Genomic DNA, 17,807 nt, shown 5'->3' with positions numbered 1-17,807 from the left:
GCCGATTGGCGGGTTCTTTCATGCTGCAGAGTGATTAAGCGTTATGCTTTCTCTGCAACTTTTTTCGCTTTTGCTGCAGGTGCCGCGACTTTTGTTGCTTCCGCTGGTTTCTGATCTGCTTTTTTCAGAATCACAGTGGTGCCTTCAACGGTTTCACCTTCGACATAAGCTTTACCGTAGTAAGAAGCCAGCAGCACTTCTTTCAGCTCAGTGATCAGCGGGTAGCGAGGGTTCGCACCGGTACACTGGTCATCAAATGCTTCTACGGCCAGCTCATCCAGCTTCGCCAGGAAGTCTGACTCTGGCACACCTGCTGCCTGAATAGACTTCGGAATGTCCAGGTTGTCTTTCAGCTCGTCCAGCCAGCTCAGCAGACGCTCAATTTTCTTCGCTGTACGGTCACCCGGCAGAGACAGACCCAGATGATCCGCGACTTCAGCATAACGACGGCGTGCCTGTGGACGGTCGTACTGAGAGAAAGCCGTTTGCTTGGTTGGATTATCGTTGGCGTTATAGCGCACCACGTTCGCAATCAGCAGAGCATTCGCCAGGCCATGCGGCAGATGGAATTCTGCACCAATCTTATGCGCCATTGAGTGGCACACACCCAGGAAAGCGTTCGCAAATGCGATACCGGCAATGGTTGCGGCATTGTGCACTTTCTCACGGGCAATCGGGTCTTTCGCACCGTTTGCATAGCTTGATGGCAGGTACTGTTTCAGCAGTTGCAGGGCTTGCAGTGCCTGACCGTCTGAGTACTCGTTTGCCAGAACAGACACATAAGCTTCCAGTGCATGCGTCACGGCATCGTAACCACCAAATGCAGTCAGCGACTTCGGCATGTTCATCACCAGGTTGGCATCCACAATCGCCATCTGAGGTGTCAGCTCGTAATCAGCCAGCGGATATTTGGCACCGGTCTCATCGTCAGTCACAACTGCAAATGGCGTTACTTCAGAGCCAGTCCCTGAGGTGGTTGTAATACACACCAGCTCAGCTTTCTTGCCCATTTTCGGGAATTTGTAGATACGTTTACGGATATCCATAAAGCGCATCGCCAGTTCCTCAAAATGCGTGTCCGGATGCTCGTACATTACCCACATGATTTTCGCAGCATCCATCGGTGAACCACCGCCCAGTGCAATGATGACATCCGGCTGGAAGCTCTTCATCGCTTCCGCACCTTTTTTCACCACGGTCAGTGTCGGGTCTGCTTCCACATCGTAGAAAGCATGCACATCCATCCCCTGCGCTTTGAGCAGCGACATCACTTCGTCCGCATAACCATTGTTGAACAGGAAGCGGTCTGTCACCAGAAATGCACGTTTCTTGTCTTCCAGGTCAGTCAGCGCAACCGGCAGGCTGCCACGACGGAAGTAGATAGATTTCGGCAGTTTGTGCCACAACATATTTTCAGCCCGTTTTGCGACAGTTTTCTTATTGATCAGGTGCTTAGGACCCACGTTCTCTGAGATAGAGTTACCGCCCCATGAACCGCAACCCAATGTCAGGGATGGTGCCACGTTGAAGTTATACAGGTCACCGATACCACCATGAGTGGTAGGAATGTTCACCAGAATACGCGCTGTTTTCAGCTTGTCACCGAAGTACTTGATACGATCTTCATTGATATCCTGGTTGGTATAGAGGCCGGACGTGTGACCGATACCGCCCAGTTCAACCATCTGACAGGCCATATCAACCGCATCTTCGAATGTCTTCGCACGGAACATCCCCAAAGTCGGAGACAGTTTTTCATGCGCAAATTCTTCGTCAATGGTGATCGCAACACCTTCGCCAATCAGCACTTTGGTGTCTGAAGGAACCGCAATCCCAGCCATCTCAGCAATCTTGGTGGCCGGCTGACCAACGATATTCGCGTTGAGATTGCCTTCAATCAGAATCACTTTACGGACTTTGTCAGCTTCTTCTTTGCTCAGCACATAACCTTTATGGCTGGCAAAACGCTCTTTCACTTCGTCATAGACTTCATCCATGACAATCACAGCCTGTTCTGAAGCACAGACCACGCCGTTATCGAAAGTTTTTGACATCAGGACAGAAGCAACTGCACGCTTGATGTCCGCTGTTTCATCAATGACGACAGGCACGTTACCGGCACCTACACCGATGGCAGGCTTACCGGATGAATAGGCCGCTTTCACCATGCCCGGACCACCGGTTGCCAGAATCAGGTTGATATCGTCATGCTTCATCAGTGCATTGGACAGCTCAACCGATGGCTGATCAATCCAGCCGATAATATCTTTCGGTGCACCTGCGGCAACCGCAGCATCCAGCACCAGTTTGGCCGCAGCATTGGTTGATTCTTTCGCACGCGGGTGTGGCGAGAAGATAATACCGTTACGGGTTTTCAGTGAAATCAGAGACTTGAAGATCGCTGTTGACGTCGGGTTGGTGGTTGGCACAATACCGCAAATCAGGCCCACCGGCTCAGCAATCGTCAGCGTGCCAAATTCATCATTTTCTTCAAGAATGCCGCAGGTTTTTTCGTCTTTATATTTGTTATATATAAATTCAGAGGCAAAGTGGTTTTTGATCACTTTGTCTTCGACAATACCCATGCCAGACTCATTCACCGCTTGCTGTGCCAGCGGAATACGGGCATTGTTTGCCGCCAATGAAGCCGCACGGAAGATCTTATCGACCTGCTCCTGAGAGTACGTCGCAAACACTTTCTGTGCTGCTTTAACACGGGCAACCATTGCATCGAGTTCAGCCAAATTCGTGACAGGCATAGTCAACTCCTAACTTTAAGATTGAAAACTTTTTAGTAAGGATACGTCTTAAATCCTTGCCATAAGGGCGCTTATCGCCGATGTCGCACTCTTAGTAAATTGCTTTCAAAACTGATTTTATGACTTCATCTTCGTAAAAGACTTGATCTGGATCATGTGAAGTGCACAGTTCAACAACACTTCAAATGAAGAAAAATTCACTCAAAAAATCAGACACTTAAAAGCAATACATATTCAACTAATTCAATAGTCAGCCAATGTGCACTGAATTGATCTTGAAAAAAAATTACTCGACTGAAAATAAATTTCGTTAGCACAACAAACCGCATGTTCCGCTGCATCCAGCCCGGGATGGCCCATCATGAGGATGGTTGCTATCCCATAAAGCCTAATCCACATTGGTACGTCACGATAAATTCACTGTATAAATTTTCACCCGAAATTGAGCAACAAAGAGCATATCACTTCAGGGAAGAAGTCTCACGATATGAAAACAAAATCGTATTTCGCTTCCCAGTTCCCAAAGACATTGAACAACGCCATAGCAACGGTCGCTACACTTGGGTATGCTTTTGTTTTTTCACCTTTCAGATTGTATTTATGTCCCGTTCGTCATTGCAGGAAACCATTTACGTCACCATTTTTGGTACCCACACGCCTGCCGGTAAAACCTTCGATATTGCACTCATTGTGACCATCCTTGCTTCTATTACTGTGCTGATGCTTGGCTCAGTCAGCAGTATCGGCGCGCTGTGGGGCAAAGTGTTTTACTGGATGGAATGGGGATTCACGCTGGTATTCACGATTGAGTACCTGCTGCGTCTCTACAGCTCGCCGAAACCAGCAGCCTATGCACGCAGCTTTTATGGCATTGTGGACTTATTAGCCATCCTGCCCACATATCTGGTGTTCCTGTTCCCGACAGCCCATTATCTGATGGTCATCCGACTTCTGCGGGTGATGCGGATTTTCCGGGTGCTGAAACTCATGCGCTACTTACAGGACTCGAATCTGCTGCTCCGTTCCCTGCTGCAATCGAGCCGGAAAATTTTGATCTTTTTCACGACTGTCGCTGTACTGGTTACCGTTTTCGGTTCGCTGATGTTTGTGATTGAAGGGCCCGAACATGGGTTTACCAGTATTCCCTACAGCATTTACTGGGCCATCGTGACACTGACAACGGTCGGTTATGGTGATGTCGTACCTCAGACTGACCTGGGCAAGGCGCTGGCTTCATTTACCATGCTGATGGGTTACTCCATTATTGCCGTCCCAACCGGCATTATTACGGCAGAGATAGGCCATCAGAGCCAGCTGCACCGTACGCTGGTGAAATGCATGAACTGTTCCCGCGCTGGCCATGAACCTGATGCTGTCTTTTGTAAGCACTGTGGCAGCCAGCTGGCTGACCCTGATGATCGGGTCGTTCAGACGACAGAAAGCTGAATCAGTCCAGCAATGTATGTCCGGAGATTTCTTTCTCGCCGGACATACACACTTTTTTTACTGCGGGCACATCTCACTGCCACTGAATTCCAGTAACCCCTGAGGCACTTCCATAGTATCCACCAGCCGGCCCCACCGGTACACTTTGGCGGTGATCCGGGCATTCATCGATTTCATAATGGGCTGGTCCTGCCCAAAAACGACTTTCGAAGGCATTTCCGAAATATAAAAATCGGTCAAATCAGAACTGGCTTCGACTTCAATTTTCTTCCCGAGCTTGGTGATGGTCAGTTTCAGGTAGCCGTTACAGGCATTGGATTCTTTCTGAACACTCAGGCCCACCAGAGACGGATGTAGCAGAATATCTGCTTGTTCTGACACATAGCGGCCAACCCAGAGCTCCAGAGGCAGCCCTCCCTGTGAACCGCCGGTCATCATCAATTGCCTTTCCGGCGTAAATGCCCCTAAAAAAGAAAATCCTTCGCTTTTCTTGGCATCAAACCACCCCTTGTCCAGATAAGTCACCCCCTCTCCGGAATGAGAGATCTCCCCGAGCCGGAATTCATACTGGCTGGGCGTGCCCATCGAATAAACAAAGTAATTCACAGCCACGCCGGGAAAATCGCCAATCAACCCGAACGGATTCTGACCCGGATTTGAACCACCAGTGTAGTGACGGTGCTCCCCGGTGTATTTCAGATGAAAGCTCAGATTCTCCAGATTCAGACGAATGCCATCCTGATCAATATCGACCTTATCCGGCACAGAAAACCGGAACGCTTCGCTGCCGGGCTGACCTTCCAGTTCAACCTGATCAAAATACTGATCCAACACAACCTGTTGTCCCCCAACCGGCGCATAAACGACGTGTACATATGCATGCTCAGCCTGAGGGTCAAGATCAGGGGTAAGATATGTTTGTGCACTGATTTTAAAATACCCCACCAGCGGATCATTGAGATAATAGAACCACTGTTCACTCCAGGTGTTGCTGGTCGGTGTATGCGGGCGAATGTCATCCAGACGTGTCGCCTGACATGTCCAGCTCACAGACATGAGCAGACACCAGCTGATGATTGATTTCATCGTCACATCCCTTTTCATGCAAAGAAATGTGGCAGCTGAATCGCTGCCACGTTTGAAAGAACGCCTCAGCGGCAGATTCGTGCGTCCGTAAAGTAACGGCCGGGCTGACAGCTGGTTCCTGTCGGGCAGTGTTCATCCGTCTGGCAGTAGCACTCCCCGCGCGTGTTACACCCGGGAGTCAGATAATCTTCCAGCGGAATCTCCCCACTGACCCGCTCCCAGAATGGATTGGTGAAGACATTCAACGGATCCAGCTCGTTTTTGGCCTGCAGGAATTCCGGCCAGCGGTTAAAGCGTGCCGGCATGTCTTCGAAAATGGCGACGGAGTTTTTCCCCCAGTGCGGACGGGCACCGTATTTCCGGAGCGACAACTGTTCGATCTCCAGATTCACGAAATAGTTTTTCGGTTCCTTCTTCCCTTCCTGACGCAGGGTATATTCGATGCCGACAAACGCCGTATCGCGATCTGCACTCATGCCAATGTAACTTTTCGAGGCCTGACCGAACCGGAAATAAATACCGTTGAGCGGGAAACAGGTTCGGGGATGGGCTGCAACAATCTGACGAACATCCCGGATCCAGTCGGGCAACTGTTCAATATCAATGGCCACTTCCTGCAGTGCGATGGGCAGCCGGTCCCAGATACACTTGTTCGGGTCCTTACACTTGAAGTACTGCATCTGGTCGGAATAGCCGACAGGGTTGCTGATTTTCTTACCGGTCTGAATATCCCGGAAATATGAATTCGCTCTGGCCTGATAACGGGCTTTGGCTGCCAGACACTGTAAACCGCTGCCCGGGAACTCATGCGCCGCATTAAAGAGCAATCCGAAGAAAAACTCCTGTACATCAGACACATCAGCCTGAGCGTTATAAGCTTCTCCCGGTGTATCCAGTGGAACCGGGTTGTACAGTGTCGTGGTATAACGACCCAGCCCCGGGAACCAGGCAATATTGGCCGAGTAATTACTGCGGGCAATCTCAAGGACTTTGTCTTCCAGCCCTTCATCACTCAGGTAACCTTTGACGTCTGCCCTCACTTTAAAGGCGTCTTCCAGTTGCAGTGTGACTTCAACAACCACACCCAGTACCCCCAGATTCACCCGGGCCGCATCGAGCAAATCACCCGTCAGTACTCTGGCCTGTCCCTGTCCGTCGACGATTTTCATACGGGTGACGTAGTCCGCCAGCATATTACTGGGTTTTTCCAGGGTAGAGCCATGAGTACCGCTGCCCAGCATCCCGCCAATGGTAAAGGTGCCCAGCTCGGTTACCATATTGACGGCCAGCCCCTGCGAGCGCAGAAAATCATTCAAATCGTTAAATCGCATTCCGGCTTGAACCGTGACTTGCTTGCTTGCAGCATCAAACTGAACAATTTTATCCATATTTTTCAGTGTGATTTGAACCTGCTCGTCAGCCGCACAGGCAGCATCAATCTGGCTGGCAAACTTGCGGTTCCCGGTCATCACCGTTTTGCCCTGAGCCAGCGCATCTTCCACAATGGACTGCACTTCCTCTACCGAAGTGGGATCGTAGATGACACCGGGATGACAGGTGTAAGTTCCCTGATAATTTGAGAGCGTGTTTTCCGGTTCATTCGAGTGGAGCGCAAATGCCACACCAGCAGCCGCCACCCCGGCTAACAGCAGTCGTCCGACTTTCTTCATGATTTTATCCTTATAATTTGCGACTCACAGCAGAAGCTGAACCCATCCAGAGTTCGTCACCAGAGCCATTGTCCTAGCCAAAACGCGGTAATATTTGTTCTTCAATTACCTTCCTGACCGATGCCCTGTGCGACGACGCACGGGAGCGGAAAAAGTCACCCACATTGGCCCGGTAACTGTTGTCAGGCCGCCGATCAATTTCCGGGACCCAGAGTGCATGATTGGTCGTGGCAAAATTCAGATCCGGATGCCCCAGAATCGCAATAGGTCCCATCGCCAGATTCTGTGCATCAAACAACCAGATTTCCTTGCCATTCCCAAGGCCATGTGTCGGTTGCTGACGCACCACGGCAGTAAAGAGGTAGCCATCCTGCTGAGAAGTTGCATTCGGCCGGGAAATAAACTGCGGTGTCCGCATCACGCAGTCTGCCGGAAACTGATAGGCATCCGTCAGAGTCATGGTGAGACAATCCAGATGCACCAGTGCAGAAGGCTGCGTTTCCTGCGGCAGTGAGTCATTGGTGAACAGACGATTCGGATAATCCTGATAAGCTTTCGCGACCCGCGACACAACATGCTCCGGCCGGTAACCGACAGCAGCCCAGTAAATATGCTCGAACGTTTCCGGGAACTGGAAATGGCCCTGATAGGCGGGATCGTTCATGTCCCAGAACAGCTGATCATCACGCAGTAACCGGAAATCCGCATGGATCTCCCGTACTGAATCTGACTTCACCTGAATGCGGGTCCGGGTTAAGCCGCCCACATCCACCGGGGCGGCCGGATAGCCTGCAATCCTTGCAGAGACCCGTCCACCAAAATGCAGCCGGTCCCAGGTATATTGCGGCTCCGATTTATCCATTGCGCCGAGATACTGGCCATACAGGGTAATTTCGTGGTCATGGTCATCGTAATTACACATGACATCTGAGGTATCAAAATCCAGCTCAAGATAATCTGCGATAACCTGTGTCTTTCCCGCCAGCAGATCTTTTTTGCGGATCACCCAGACCGGCGTCCGGTGTTTTTGCGGCTCGACACTGCGAATTCCGATCATGCGCAGTGGCTCAACCTGAGCAGCCGTTTCAAAAACCAGGATATGGTGGCGTGTTACTCCCAGCGAATGCGCGGTTGCCGCGATAAATGCCGGGCGGCCATCGCGGCCCATCACCTGCCAGCGCTGCAAGGCCCCTTTCTGATCCCATTTGATTAAATGAATGAAGCCGTGACGCGTCCCAAGCTTCCCAATATTGCCGCCGTAATTGATGGTGAAGCAGTCATTGGTTTCCAGATCAAAATAGGGATGTCCCGTGGTCCGGACTTGCGGGAATAACCATTTCTCCGGCGTCAGTACATCCATCAGTGGCGGCAGGCTGCTTTCCCATTCGTCGTAATGACCGATCGGCGTAACCAGTTCGAGTGACTGAGCATCAAACTCGTAAGGCACGCCGCCTTCAAAACTCAGGGCAAAACGCTTGTTCCCCATGTAATTTGGTGCCGTATTGCAGGTATTTACAAACCCCATCGTTGGGCTGTAGTACGCCATCCCCCCCATAAGTTTGAAGCGGTCCGGCCAGCTGTCGATATGCTGCTGCATCAGCACTGATGGGGTATTGATCATTTTTCGGATAAAGCGGACACCCTGCTGGGAGAGATCAATCCGGGTCAGTGCGCCCCGGCCACTGGGCGTAAAATGTCCTTCTTCGAGGGGGATACCTTCGGCAAAAAAGACATGCCCGTGGATGTCATCCGGAAGCTGACCGGACAGTACAGACAACTCACCTGAACGGTCAGTGAGGTGCGCATCCATGATACGCTGCGGAAACGATGATGAAGACTCTGCACTCATCGTCATGCCGCTGACCGGTACCATCGCAGCGCCCGCCAGCCCTTTCAAAAATGTCCTTCTTCTCATGAAGATCTTCCGCCAAAGTTACGAAAAATGTTACGTAAAAGTAACTCTAGCGGCGAATTCATTTTTCAAATGAATGTTTTAAAATTTTGCAAAACATATCAAGATATGTATGAAAAAATTATCATAATTACAAAGATTTTAGTTATTAAGCAGAAAAGTACGAGTTAGAGATAGATTTATCGATAAAAATTGTTATTTATAAACAATTTAAATTGGGCGAAGAATGACCATCACTGATAAATACTGCTATTCATTCATGATTTATCGGAGAGAAAAATTACAAAAAAAAGAGCTGTGCATCAAACACAGCTCTTTCTTGATAAAAATGTTATTTATGACGTTCAGAAACCAACGAATCGTCTGACCTTTTACTTACGACGCCACGTGGTGCCCTGAGGACCATCTTCCAGAATAATGCCCATTGCGGTCAGTTTATCACGCGCGGCATCTGCGGCTGCCCAGTCCTTCGCGGCACGAGCATCCAGACGCTGCTGAATCAGCGCTTCAATCTCAGCCACATCATCTTCTTTGGCACCACTTTGCAGGAAAGCTTCAGGTTCCTGTGCCAGCAAGCCCAGTACGCTGCCCAGTTCACGCAAGCGCGCACCCAGTGCAGAAGCGGCTGCCAGGTCTTCAGTCTTCAGACGGTTGATCTCACGGGCCATATCAAACAGCACCGAATACGCTTCAGGCGTATTGAAATCATCATCCATAGCAGCTTTGAAACGCTCAACAAAAGCTTCACCGCCCTGCGCAACAACTGTCTCGTCCAGTCCGCGCAGTGCCGTATATAAACGTTCCAGCGCAGAGCGGGCCTGCTTCAGGTTTTCTTCGCTGTAGTTCAGCTGGCTGCGATAATGCCCGGACATCAGGAAGTAACGTACGCTCTCAGCATCGTAATATCCCAGTACATCGCGGATGGTAAAAAAGTTTCCCAATGATTTGGACATCTTCTCGCGATCAACCATCACCATGCCACTGTGCATCCAGGTATTGACATACTGGGTGTCATGGGCACAGCAGGACTGAGCAATTTCGTTTTCATGATGCGGGAATTGCAGGTCAGAGCCGCCGCCATGAATATCGAAATGATCGCCCAGAATGGCAGAGTTCATCGCAGAACATTCAATGTGCCAGCCCGGACGACCCGGTCCCCATGGGGATTCCCAGGTCGGCTCACCCGGCTTGGACATTTTCCACAGGACAAAATCCAACGGACTGCGCTTGGCGGTTTCGATATCAACACGGGCGCCGGCCTGAAGCTGCTCCAGATCCTGGCCGGACAGCTTGCCGTATTCATCAAATTTGCTGACTTCGAACATGACATCGCCGTTGTCCGCCACATACGCGAATCCGCGCTCAATCAGGCGTTCACACAGTGCAATGATTTCCGTAATAAATTTAGTCGCACGCGGTTCCACATCCGGACGCGCCATCCCCAGTGCATCAAAATCGGTGTACATTTCACCAATCAGACGTTCTGTCAGAGAGTCACAGCTTTCACCGTTCTCAGCAGCGCGTTTGATGATTTTGTCGTCAATATCTGTGATGTTACGGACAAAAGTCAGGTCATAACCGCTGTAACGCAGATAGCGCGACACCACGTCGAATGCGACAAAAGTTCGACCGTGGCCGATGTGACACAAATCGTAAATGGTAACCCCGCAGACGTACATGCCGACTTTGCCTGGCACGATGGGTTTAAATTCCTCTTTTTGTCTTGTCAGTGAGTTATAGATCTTTAACATGTCTGATAATTACTCATTTTTGGGGTTACGATTTAAAGGGCTAATTACACCTTTAATGACCTTTGAAGGCAAGGGAAATTGCGGTATCAGCCTGATATTCGCGACCGATTTTACCTCTCCGAACCCTCTTCTATAGTTAAAGGATTACGCCTGTCCATTCCGGGCAGATTGATAGCAAACTTGTATTGACGCTTAGCCTTAGTTCGTTAGAATTCAGGGTTTAAAAGCAATACACTCCAGTAAAGGATAAGCTCATGGTAACGCTTCACACCACATTTGGTGATATTAAAATTCAGCTAGACACAGAAAAAGCACCAGAGACCAGTGCGAACTTCCTGCAGTACTGCCGTGACGGTTTCTATCAAGGCACGCTGTTTCACCGTGTGATTGACGGCTTCATGATCCAGGGCGGCGGCATGGCTTCCGGCATGGTAGAAAAAGAAACCCGTGCGCCAATCAAGAATGAAGCGAATAACGGCCTGAGCAACAAAACTGGCACGATTGCAATGGCACGTACCATGGAACCACACTCTGCCAGCTCTCAGTTTTTCATCAACGTTAACGACAACAACTTCCTGGACTTCAAATCTGAAACGCCAGACGGTTGGGGTTACTGCGTATTCGGTGAAGTGGTTGAAGGTATGGACGTCGTCAACAAGATTAAATCTGTGGCGACAGGCAACTGGGGTTACGTACACCAGGATGTTCCTGTAGAAGAAGTTGTGATCAACTCTGTCACCATCGAAGAATAATCATCTGTCAGTGGCCGGATTCCTCCGGCCACTTTCTCCGGACGCTATGACCACTTGCTTTATTGCAGATTTGCACCTGAGTGCGGATCGACCTGACATCACCGATTGTTTCCTGCGCTTTATGTCTGAAGAAGCCACCCAGTGCGAGGCGCTGTATGTGCTGGGTGATTTGTTCGAGATGTGGATTGGCGATGATGACGACAATACGTTTCACCGACAGATTAAAGGGGCGTTCAAAGCGCTGACCGAATCTGGCGTTCCCTGCTATTTTATTCATGGCAACCGGGACTTTCTGATCGGTTCACAATTCAGCCGGGAAACCGGAGTCACTTTGCTGCCTGAACACACCGTGATTGATCTCTACGGCACGCCGACCCTCATACTGCATGGCGATACCCTGTGTACGCTGGATGAAAATTATCAGCGCTATCGCAAAAAGGTTCATAACCCTTTCATTCAGTGGCTGTTTTTGCGGTTACCCCTATCCTGGCGACAGTCCATTGGCCGTAAAATGCGTTCTAACAGCAGTCAGACCAATCAGATAAAAGCGAATTCAATCATGGATGTCACACCTCAAGCCGTGATTGACCTGATGAAAGAGAAAAAAGTCACCCGTATGATTCACGGGCATACCCACCGCCCGGCGGTTCATCAGATAAACAAGGATGATCTGCAAGCCACAAGAACCGTGTTGGGAGACTGGTATGATCAAGGCTCTGTACTGCGTTGTTCGCCAATGGGTTGCCAGCTCGAAACCCGCCAATTCCCGGATGCCTGAAAGGGATAAAAAATCTTCAAAAAGTATTCATCAGGGTTATCTCTCGTCGTTTTCACTTTCGCTCACGACCAGATTTGAGTATTATTTTTACTTATCCACATTTTCTTTTGGGCTAAAGATCACAAGCCGCGTAATTTCTCCGCCAAAGGTCACAACCGGTAGAAAATTCTACTGCTAATGTTACGCAACGGTGATAATTATAAGTAATCGAATGGACTAACTCAGTCATGCGGACTATTCACCAACGAGAAACTCAGGCTATGCAAGCCCTCGCCGACAGAACGATAACCATCAACAGTACTGATATCATGTATTCATATCTAGCGAGACAGCCCGTATTAGACCGAGATAAAACGACCATCGGCTATGAGTTACTGTTCAGGGACGGGCCGAGAAACTGTTTTCCCAATGTTCCTCCGGAAGAAGCAACTAACCGCCTCTTGCTGGATAACTTTTTCTCAAACGGTTCGAACGATGTATGCAGCGGCAAACTCGCTTTTGTAAACTTCCCTGAAAAAAGCCTGTTACAAGGTACACCACTGCTCTTCCCGTCCCACAGCTTCGTCATTGAAGTCCTGGAAGACTGCACGCCTTCAGAGCAACTCCTGGAAAAGGTCAAGGACCTGTTTCAGAGAGGTTATCTGATTGCCCTGGATGATTTTAATCCGAGCGTGGAATGGAACCGATTTCTGCCGTATGTACATATTGTCAAATTCGACCTGCAACTGACACCGATCGAAAAAGCACGCTTTTTTATCCGCCGTCATAAAGACAAACCCATTCAGTTCCTGGCTGAAAAAGTCGAAACCTACGCAGAATTCAAAGAAGCGAAAGCCGCGGGTTTTCACCTGTTTCAGGGCTACTTTTTCAGTAAACCTGAGATGATGCAGCAAAAAACCCTGAGTCCGTCAGCACTGACAACGCTGCGCCTTTATCAGCAGATTTGCCAGGATGATGTCGACTTTGACGCCGCGGAAGAAGTCATCGCAACCGACTTGTCCCTCTCTTACAAACTGCTTCGGCATGTGAATGCGATCACTTCCAATCGTGCAGTTCCGATATCATCTTTCAAACAGGCGCTGATTTATCTGGGACAGGAAAGGCTGCGCCGTTTCATCAGTTTTGTAGCGACATCTCATGTCACCAAAGACAAGCCGCCATCACTGTATTGCCTCTCTCTGCAGCGGGCACACCTGTGTGAACTGCTGGCAGCCGACGTTTCTCCGCAGCTGAACTGCAACCGGGCTTTCCTCACGGGATTGTTTTCAATGCTGGATTCCCTTTTGGATCAGCCAATGGATGTCCTGATTCCAATGCTGCCATTAGATATCACAATCCAGGATGCACTGATCAGCCGAAACGGTGATCTGGGCCATCTGCTCTCGCTGGTTTGCGCCTACGACTATGCCGACTGGGAGCAGGTGGATGCAATGTGCCGCAGACTGGGACTGAATACCGAAAGCGTTGCGAAGCGCTATCTGGAGTCCGTTGAATGGGTCACCCAAATTGAAGAACTGCAATAACCAATGAAAGAGACAACACTTTGCCCTTGCGGCAGCCATCGTCCACTCACAGACTGCTGTGCGCCTGTCCATCAGAATCCTTCAGCCGCACATCATCCGGAACAGCTGATGCGCGCCCGTTACAGTGCACATGTGCTCGGGCTGGTCGATTTCGTCGTCGCCACTTACCACCCCAGCTGTAAAGCTGAACAGTACCGTGATGCAATTGCTGAATCGGTTCACAGTGAGTGGCTGAGACTTGAAGTCTGCGACAGTCAAATCGCCAATGAGACTGAGGGTTATGTTGAGTTCAAGGCCTTCTATCAGGAACAGGGCGAAAAGCACAGTCTGCACGAAAAATCCCGTTTTTTACGTGAAATGGTCGGTAACAGTCAACAATGGTTCTATATTGACGGCGAATATCCGGAAAATGCAGCCCCGGTCAAAGTGGGGCGTAATGATCCCTGCCCGTGCGGAAGCGGTAAGAAATTTAAGAAATGCTGTATGTAAACTGATGACTACCGGAAAACCAGCCATCAATAAATTTTGAAAATGTACTAATTAACTGTTGCAAATTCCCAATACCTTGGTTAGTGTGAAGACAAGCCCGCAATTAATAATGATTTAAATAGAGTACATAGTTATGCGTATCCCAATGGTTAATCTACACCATCATCACCATCATCCTGACTAGTCTTTCAGGAGGATACGCCTCATCTGGAAGACGACAAGTTCGCCTCTTCCAGCGGTCGCTACGACAAAGCAGCATTCAGACCCCCGGAAGAGAAATCTTCCGGGGGTTTTTCGTTTAAGCACCGAATTTTAAAGATAAATCAAATCTACAGGGAATATCATGATGCAAACACAACGACTACGTATCGCCATTCAGAAAAAAGGACGCCTGAGCACAGAATGTAAAGAACTGCTGAAACGCTGCGGTGTGAAATTCAATCTGATTGGTGAGCGTCTGGTAGTTCACAGTGAAAACATGCCAATCGACCTGCTGCTAGTACGTGATGATGATATTCCCGGACTGATTATGGACGGTGTTGTTGATCTGGGTTTCATTGGTGAGAATGAGCTGGAAGAAGTCAGCCTTGAACGCGCCGCGCAGGGAGAGCCCAGCCACTACGTGAAATTACGCCGGCTGGATTTTGGCGGATGCCGTCTTTCCATCGCCATTGATAAGGACGAAGTCTACAACGGACCTCAGGATCTTCAGGGTAAACGCATTGCAACCACCTATCCTCAACTGGTGAAACGCTACATGACTGAACAAGGCGTATCGTTCAGCACCTGTATGCTCAATGGCTCTGTAGAAGTGGCACCGCGTGCCGGTCTCGCCGATGCTATCTGTGACCTGGTGTCTACCGGTGCTACGCTGGAAGCAAACGGCCTGAAAGAGGTAGAAGTCATTTTGCAGTCCAAAGCGGTCCTGATCCAACGCAGCGGCGATTTCAGTGCAGACAAACAAGCGCTGATTGACCGTCTGCTGACCCGGATGCAAGGGGTCATTCAGGCCAAAGAATCCAAATACATTATGCTGCACGCACCGACAGAATGTCTGGAGCAAATCACTGCGCTGTTACCGGGTGCAGAAGACCCGACAGTCATGCCTCTGTCACACGATAAAAGCCGGGTTGCTGTTCACCTGGTCAGCTCAGAAAACCTGTTCTGGGAAACCATGGAACAGTTGAAAACACTGGGCGCCAGCTCAATTCTCGTCCTGCCCATTGAGAAGATGATGGAGTAATCCCATGAAGACGGTTGTATGGCAATCTCTGAGTGAAACTCAACGTGAATCGTTATTGCAGCGCCCGGCCATCACGGCAGGCGAAAATATTTCAACCATTGTTGCCGGTGTCATCTCAGATGTGCGCAAACGCGGTGATGATGCGCTGCTGGAACTGACAGAGAAGTTCGATAAAGTCCGTCCCGATTCAATCAAAGTGAGCGGAGATGAGATCCAGGCTGCAGCAGATCGTTTAACCGATGACATGAAACAAGCGCTTCAGCAGGCCTATGCCAATATTGCCTGTTTCCACAAAGCGCAAAAAACCAAGCCGCTGCAGGTTGAAACCCAGCCGGGTGTGATCTGCGAGCAGGTGACACGTCCGATTCATGCGGTGGGTCTGTATATTCCGGGTGGCAGTGCGCCACTGCCATCGACCGTGCTGATGCTGGGCGTGCCAGCCCAGATAGCCGGTTGCCGTCGTGTGGTTCTGTGTTCTCCTCCGCCGATTGCCGATGAGATTCTCTACGTCGCACAACTGTGCGGGATAACAGATGTATATAATGTTGGCGGCGCACAAGCGATTGCTGCCATGGCATTCGGAACAGAAACCGTCTCTAAGGTCGACAAGATTTTCGGGCCCGGGAATGCCTTTGTGACCGAAGCGAAACGCCAGGTCAGTAATGACTTTTATGGTGCCGCCATTGATATGCCTGCCGGTCCGTCTGAAGTCATGGTGATCGCTGACAGCACGGCAGACCCGGATTTCATCGCTGCTGATCTGCTGAGTCAGGCCGAGCACGGGCCGGATTCTCAGGTGGTGCTCGTCACGCCGGATCCAAGCATTGCCGACCGAGTCGCAGATGCCATCGGTCAGCAGCTGCAAAGTCTGTCCCGGGCTGATATTGCCCGTCAGGCCTTAGGGTCAAGTCTGACTATCATTGCAGACAGCATGACGCAATGCGTGTCGATATCGAATCATTACGGCCCTGAACACCTGATCGTGCAGACCCGGAATCCACGCGATTTGGTTACACTGCTCGATAATGCCGGTTCAATTTTCCTGGGCCACTGGTCACCGGAATCGGTCGGCGACTATGCCTCCGGTACCAACCATGTCCTGCCGACTTACGGCTACACCAAAACTTACTCCAGCCTGGGGCTGGCCGATTTTACCAAACGGATGACCGTGCAGGAACTCAGTGCCGATGGCCTGTTAGGACTGGCACCGACCGTTGAGACCATGGCAACCGCGGAAGGTCTGGATGCGCACCGCCGCGCAGTCAGTATCCGGGTAGAAAAACTGAAACTATCTTCCACCAGCGCTTCGACGCTGAAAGAGGCTTAATATGAACCCTGAATTACTGGCTCGTAAAACCGTCCGCGATCTCACCCCCTATCAGTCTGCCCGTCGTCTGGGAGGCAATGGTGATATCTGGCTCAATGCCAACGAGTCTCCATTCGTCAATGAATACAGCATTCAGTGTGATCGCCTGAACCGCTACAGTACCTGTCAGCCGGATGCGCTGATTCAGGCCTACGCCGATTATGCCGGTGTCGATAAATCTCAGGTGCTGACCTCCCGTGGCGCCGATGAAGGCATTGAACTGCTGGTCCGGACCTTCTGTGAGCCAAAGCAGGACAGCATTCTGTATTGCCCGCCGACTTACGGGATGTACAGCATCAGTGCTGAAACCTTTGATGTCGGTGTCAGACAGGTGCCTCTGACCAGCGACTGGCAGCTTGATCTGACAGGAATTCGGGAGAACCTGGATAACGTCAAACTGGTCTTTGTCTGCAGTCCGAACAATCCGACCGGCAACCTGATCCGCCGTGAAGACATCATCGAGCTGCTGAGCATGACTCAGGACAAAGCCCTGGTCGTGATGGACGAAGCCTATATCGATTTCTGTCCGGAAGCCTCCACTGTCGATCTGCTGGCACAATTTCCGAATCTGGTCATCCTGCGCACGCTATCAAAAGCATTTGCGCTGGCAGGTCTGCGCTGCGGTTTTACGCTGGCAAATCCCGCTGTCATTGACATGCTGCTGAAAGTGATCGCTCCCTACCCTGTACCTGTACCCGTTGCTGAAATCGCCATTCAGGCGCTGTCTCCGGCCGGTCTGGCCAAGACCAAGTTTCAGGTTCTGGATCTGAGCGCCAACCGCGCTTATCTGCAAGCGGGTCTGAGTATGCTGCCGGGGGTCACAGTTTACGACGGTTACGGCAATTATCTGCTGGTGCGTTTCCCTGACGGCGATGCTCTGTTTCAGGCCCTGTGGGATAACGGCATTATTCTGCGCCGCTCCCCGATTGAAAATTGTATCCGGATCAGCATCGGCAACCGTGATGAGTGTGAGAAAACCCTCGCCTTTATCCGTACCCAGCTGGGCAAGAATTTATAAATTGGAAGGATCCC

The 17,807-nt window shown here is 50.4% G+C and carries 13 protein-coding genes and 1 other annotated feature; of the genes, 8 read left to right on the top strand and 5 right to left on the bottom strand.

Annotated features, from left to right (window positions below; all coding sequences use genetic code 11):
- Positions 1-41: 41 nt before the first annotated feature.
- Entirely contained in the window at positions 42-2,759 is a 2,718-nt protein-coding gene (gene adhE, locus SPK40_RS01290) for a bifunctional acetaldehyde-CoA/alcohol dehydrogenase (protein WP_248140865.1), read from the bottom strand.
- Between the two features lie 600 nt (positions 2,760-3,359).
- Here adhE and SPK40_RS01285 point away from each other — a divergent pair.
- Positions 3,360-4,205: an ion transporter gene (locus SPK40_RS01285; protein ID WP_248140867.1), complete on the top strand. Its 846-nt coding sequence runs from the start codon at positions 3,360-3,362 to the stop codon at positions 4,203-4,205.
- Positions 4,206-4,262: 57 nt separating this feature from the next.
- On the opposite strand, the gene SPK40_RS01280 is transcribed toward SPK40_RS01285, so the two are convergent.
- The 4 genes from SPK40_RS01280 to cysS form a co-directional block, all read right to left on the bottom strand.
- Positions 4,263-5,291, bottom strand: coding sequence for a hypothetical protein (locus SPK40_RS01280; protein WP_330959169.1), 1,029 nt, complete (start codon positions 5,289-5,291; stop codon positions 4,263-4,265).
- 65 nt (positions 5,292-5,356) lie between these two features.
- Complete coding sequence (locus tag SPK40_RS01275) at positions 5,357-6,961, bottom strand: D-arabinono-1,4-lactone oxidase (protein WP_330959168.1); 1,605 nt, start codon at positions 6,959-6,961, stop codon at positions 5,357-5,359.
- A 73-nt stretch (positions 6,962-7,034) separates the two neighbouring features.
- Positions 7,035-8,876, bottom strand: a complete 1,842-nt coding sequence (locus SPK40_RS01270) for a carotenoid oxygenase family protein (RefSeq protein ID WP_330959167.1) — start codon at positions 8,874-8,876, stop codon at positions 7,035-7,037.
- A gap of 368 nt (positions 8,877-9,244) precedes the next feature.
- Positions 9,245-10,624 carry a cysteine--tRNA ligase gene (gene cysS / locus SPK40_RS01265; protein WP_330959166.1) on the bottom strand — a complete coding sequence of 460 codons (1,380 nt, stop codon included), beginning with the start codon at positions 10,622-10,624 and terminating at the stop codon, positions 9,245-9,247.
- A 254-nt stretch (positions 10,625-10,878) separates the two neighbouring features.
- On the opposite strand from cysS, the gene SPK40_RS01260 reads away from it, so the two are divergent.
- The 7 genes from SPK40_RS01260 to hisC all read left to right on the top strand — a co-directional run bounded on the left by SPK40_RS01260 (position 10,879) and on the right by hisC (position 17,793).
- Complete coding sequence (locus tag SPK40_RS01260) at positions 10,879-11,376, top strand: peptidylprolyl isomerase (RefSeq protein WP_248140872.1); 498 nt, start codon at positions 10,879-10,881, stop codon at positions 11,374-11,376.
- Between the two features lie 46 nt (positions 11,377-11,422).
- Positions 11,423-12,154: a UDP-2,3-diacylglucosamine diphosphatase gene (gene lpxH, locus SPK40_RS01255; protein WP_330959165.1), complete on the top strand. Its 732-nt coding sequence runs from the start codon at positions 11,423-11,425 to the stop codon at positions 12,152-12,154.
- A gap of 308 nt (positions 12,155-12,462) precedes the next feature.
- Positions 12,463-13,677: an EAL and HDOD domain-containing protein gene (locus tag SPK40_RS01250; RefSeq protein ID WP_248140874.1), complete on the top strand. Its 1,215-nt coding sequence runs from the start codon at positions 12,463-12,465 to the stop codon at positions 13,675-13,677.
- Positions 13,678-13,680: 3 nt separating this feature from the next.
- Complete coding sequence (locus SPK40_RS01245; protein ID WP_330959164.1) at positions 13,681-14,166, top strand: YchJ family metal-binding protein; 486 nt, start codon at positions 13,681-13,683, stop codon at positions 14,164-14,166.
- A 159-nt stretch (positions 14,167-14,325) separates the two neighbouring features.
- Positions 14,326-14,465 (top strand) — a sequence feature (His leader region).
- Between the two features lie 47 nt (positions 14,466-14,512).
- Positions 14,513-15,409, top strand: a complete 897-nt coding sequence (gene hisG, locus SPK40_RS01240; RefSeq protein ID WP_248141689.1) for an ATP phosphoribosyltransferase — start codon at positions 14,513-14,515, stop codon at positions 15,407-15,409.
- A 4-nt stretch (positions 15,410-15,413) separates the two neighbouring features.
- Complete coding sequence (gene hisD, locus SPK40_RS01235; RefSeq protein WP_248140876.1) at positions 15,414-16,736, top strand: histidinol dehydrogenase; 1,323 nt, start codon at positions 15,414-15,416, stop codon at positions 16,734-16,736.
- Position 16,737: 1 nt separating this feature from the next.
- Positions 16,738-17,793 (top strand): histidinol-phosphate transaminase, encoded by a 1,056-nt coding sequence (gene hisC, locus SPK40_RS01230; RefSeq protein ID WP_330959163.1) that lies wholly within the window; start codon positions 16,738-16,740, stop codon positions 17,791-17,793.
- Positions 17,794-17,807: the final 14 nt, after the last annotated feature.

This window comes from Photobacterium sp. 53610 (assembly GCF_036409375.1).
Taxonomy (GTDB): Bacteria; Pseudomonadota; Gammaproteobacteria; order Enterobacterales; family Vibrionaceae; genus Photobacterium.
Note: the sequence above shows the minus strand (reverse complement) of the source record. Positions and strands in the feature narration are given on the sequence as shown.

What these genes read in the sequence shown, in the direction of transcription:
- adhE (WP_248140865.1), bottom strand. Translation starts at nt 2,759, where the DNA reads ATGCCTGTCACGAATTTGGCTGAACTCGATGCAATGGTTGCCCGTGTT.
- SPK40_RS01285 (WP_248140867.1), top strand. Translation starts at nt 3,360, where the DNA reads ATGTCCCGTTCGTCATTGCAGGAAACCATTTACGTCACCATTTTTGGT.
- SPK40_RS01280 (WP_330959169.1), bottom strand. Translation starts at nt 5,291, where the DNA reads ATGAAATCAATCATCAGCTGGTGTCTGCTCATGTCTGTGAGCTGGACA.
- SPK40_RS01275 (WP_330959168.1), bottom strand. Translation starts at nt 6,961, where the DNA reads ATGAAGAAAGTCGGACGACTGCTGTTAGCCGGGGTGGCGGCTGCTGGT.
- SPK40_RS01270 (WP_330959167.1), bottom strand. Translation starts at nt 8,876, where the DNA reads ATGAGAAGAAGGACATTTTTGAAAGGGCTGGCGGGCGCTGCGATGGTA.
- cysS (WP_330959166.1), bottom strand. Translation starts at nt 10,624, where the DNA reads ATGTTAAAGATCTATAACTCACTGACAAGACAAAAAGAGGAATTTAAA.
- SPK40_RS01260 (WP_248140872.1), top strand. Translation starts at nt 10,879, where the DNA reads ATGGTAACGCTTCACACCACATTTGGTGATATTAAAATTCAGCTAGAC.
- lpxH (WP_330959165.1), top strand. Translation starts at nt 11,423, where the DNA reads ATGACCACTTGCTTTATTGCAGATTTGCACCTGAGTGCGGATCGACCT.
- SPK40_RS01250 (WP_248140874.1), top strand. Translation starts at nt 12,463, where the DNA reads ATGTATTCATATCTAGCGAGACAGCCCGTATTAGACCGAGATAAAACG.
- SPK40_RS01245 (WP_330959164.1), top strand. Translation starts at nt 13,681, where the DNA reads ATGAAAGAGACAACACTTTGCCCTTGCGGCAGCCATCGTCCACTCACA.
- hisG (WP_248141689.1), top strand. Translation starts at nt 14,513, where the DNA reads ATGCAAACACAACGACTACGTATCGCCATTCAGAAAAAAGGACGCCTG.
- hisD (WP_248140876.1), top strand. Translation starts at nt 15,414, where the DNA reads ATGAAGACGGTTGTATGGCAATCTCTGAGTGAAACTCAACGTGAATCG.
- hisC (WP_330959163.1), top strand. Translation starts at nt 16,738, where the DNA reads ATGAACCCTGAATTACTGGCTCGTAAAACCGTCCGCGATCTCACCCCC.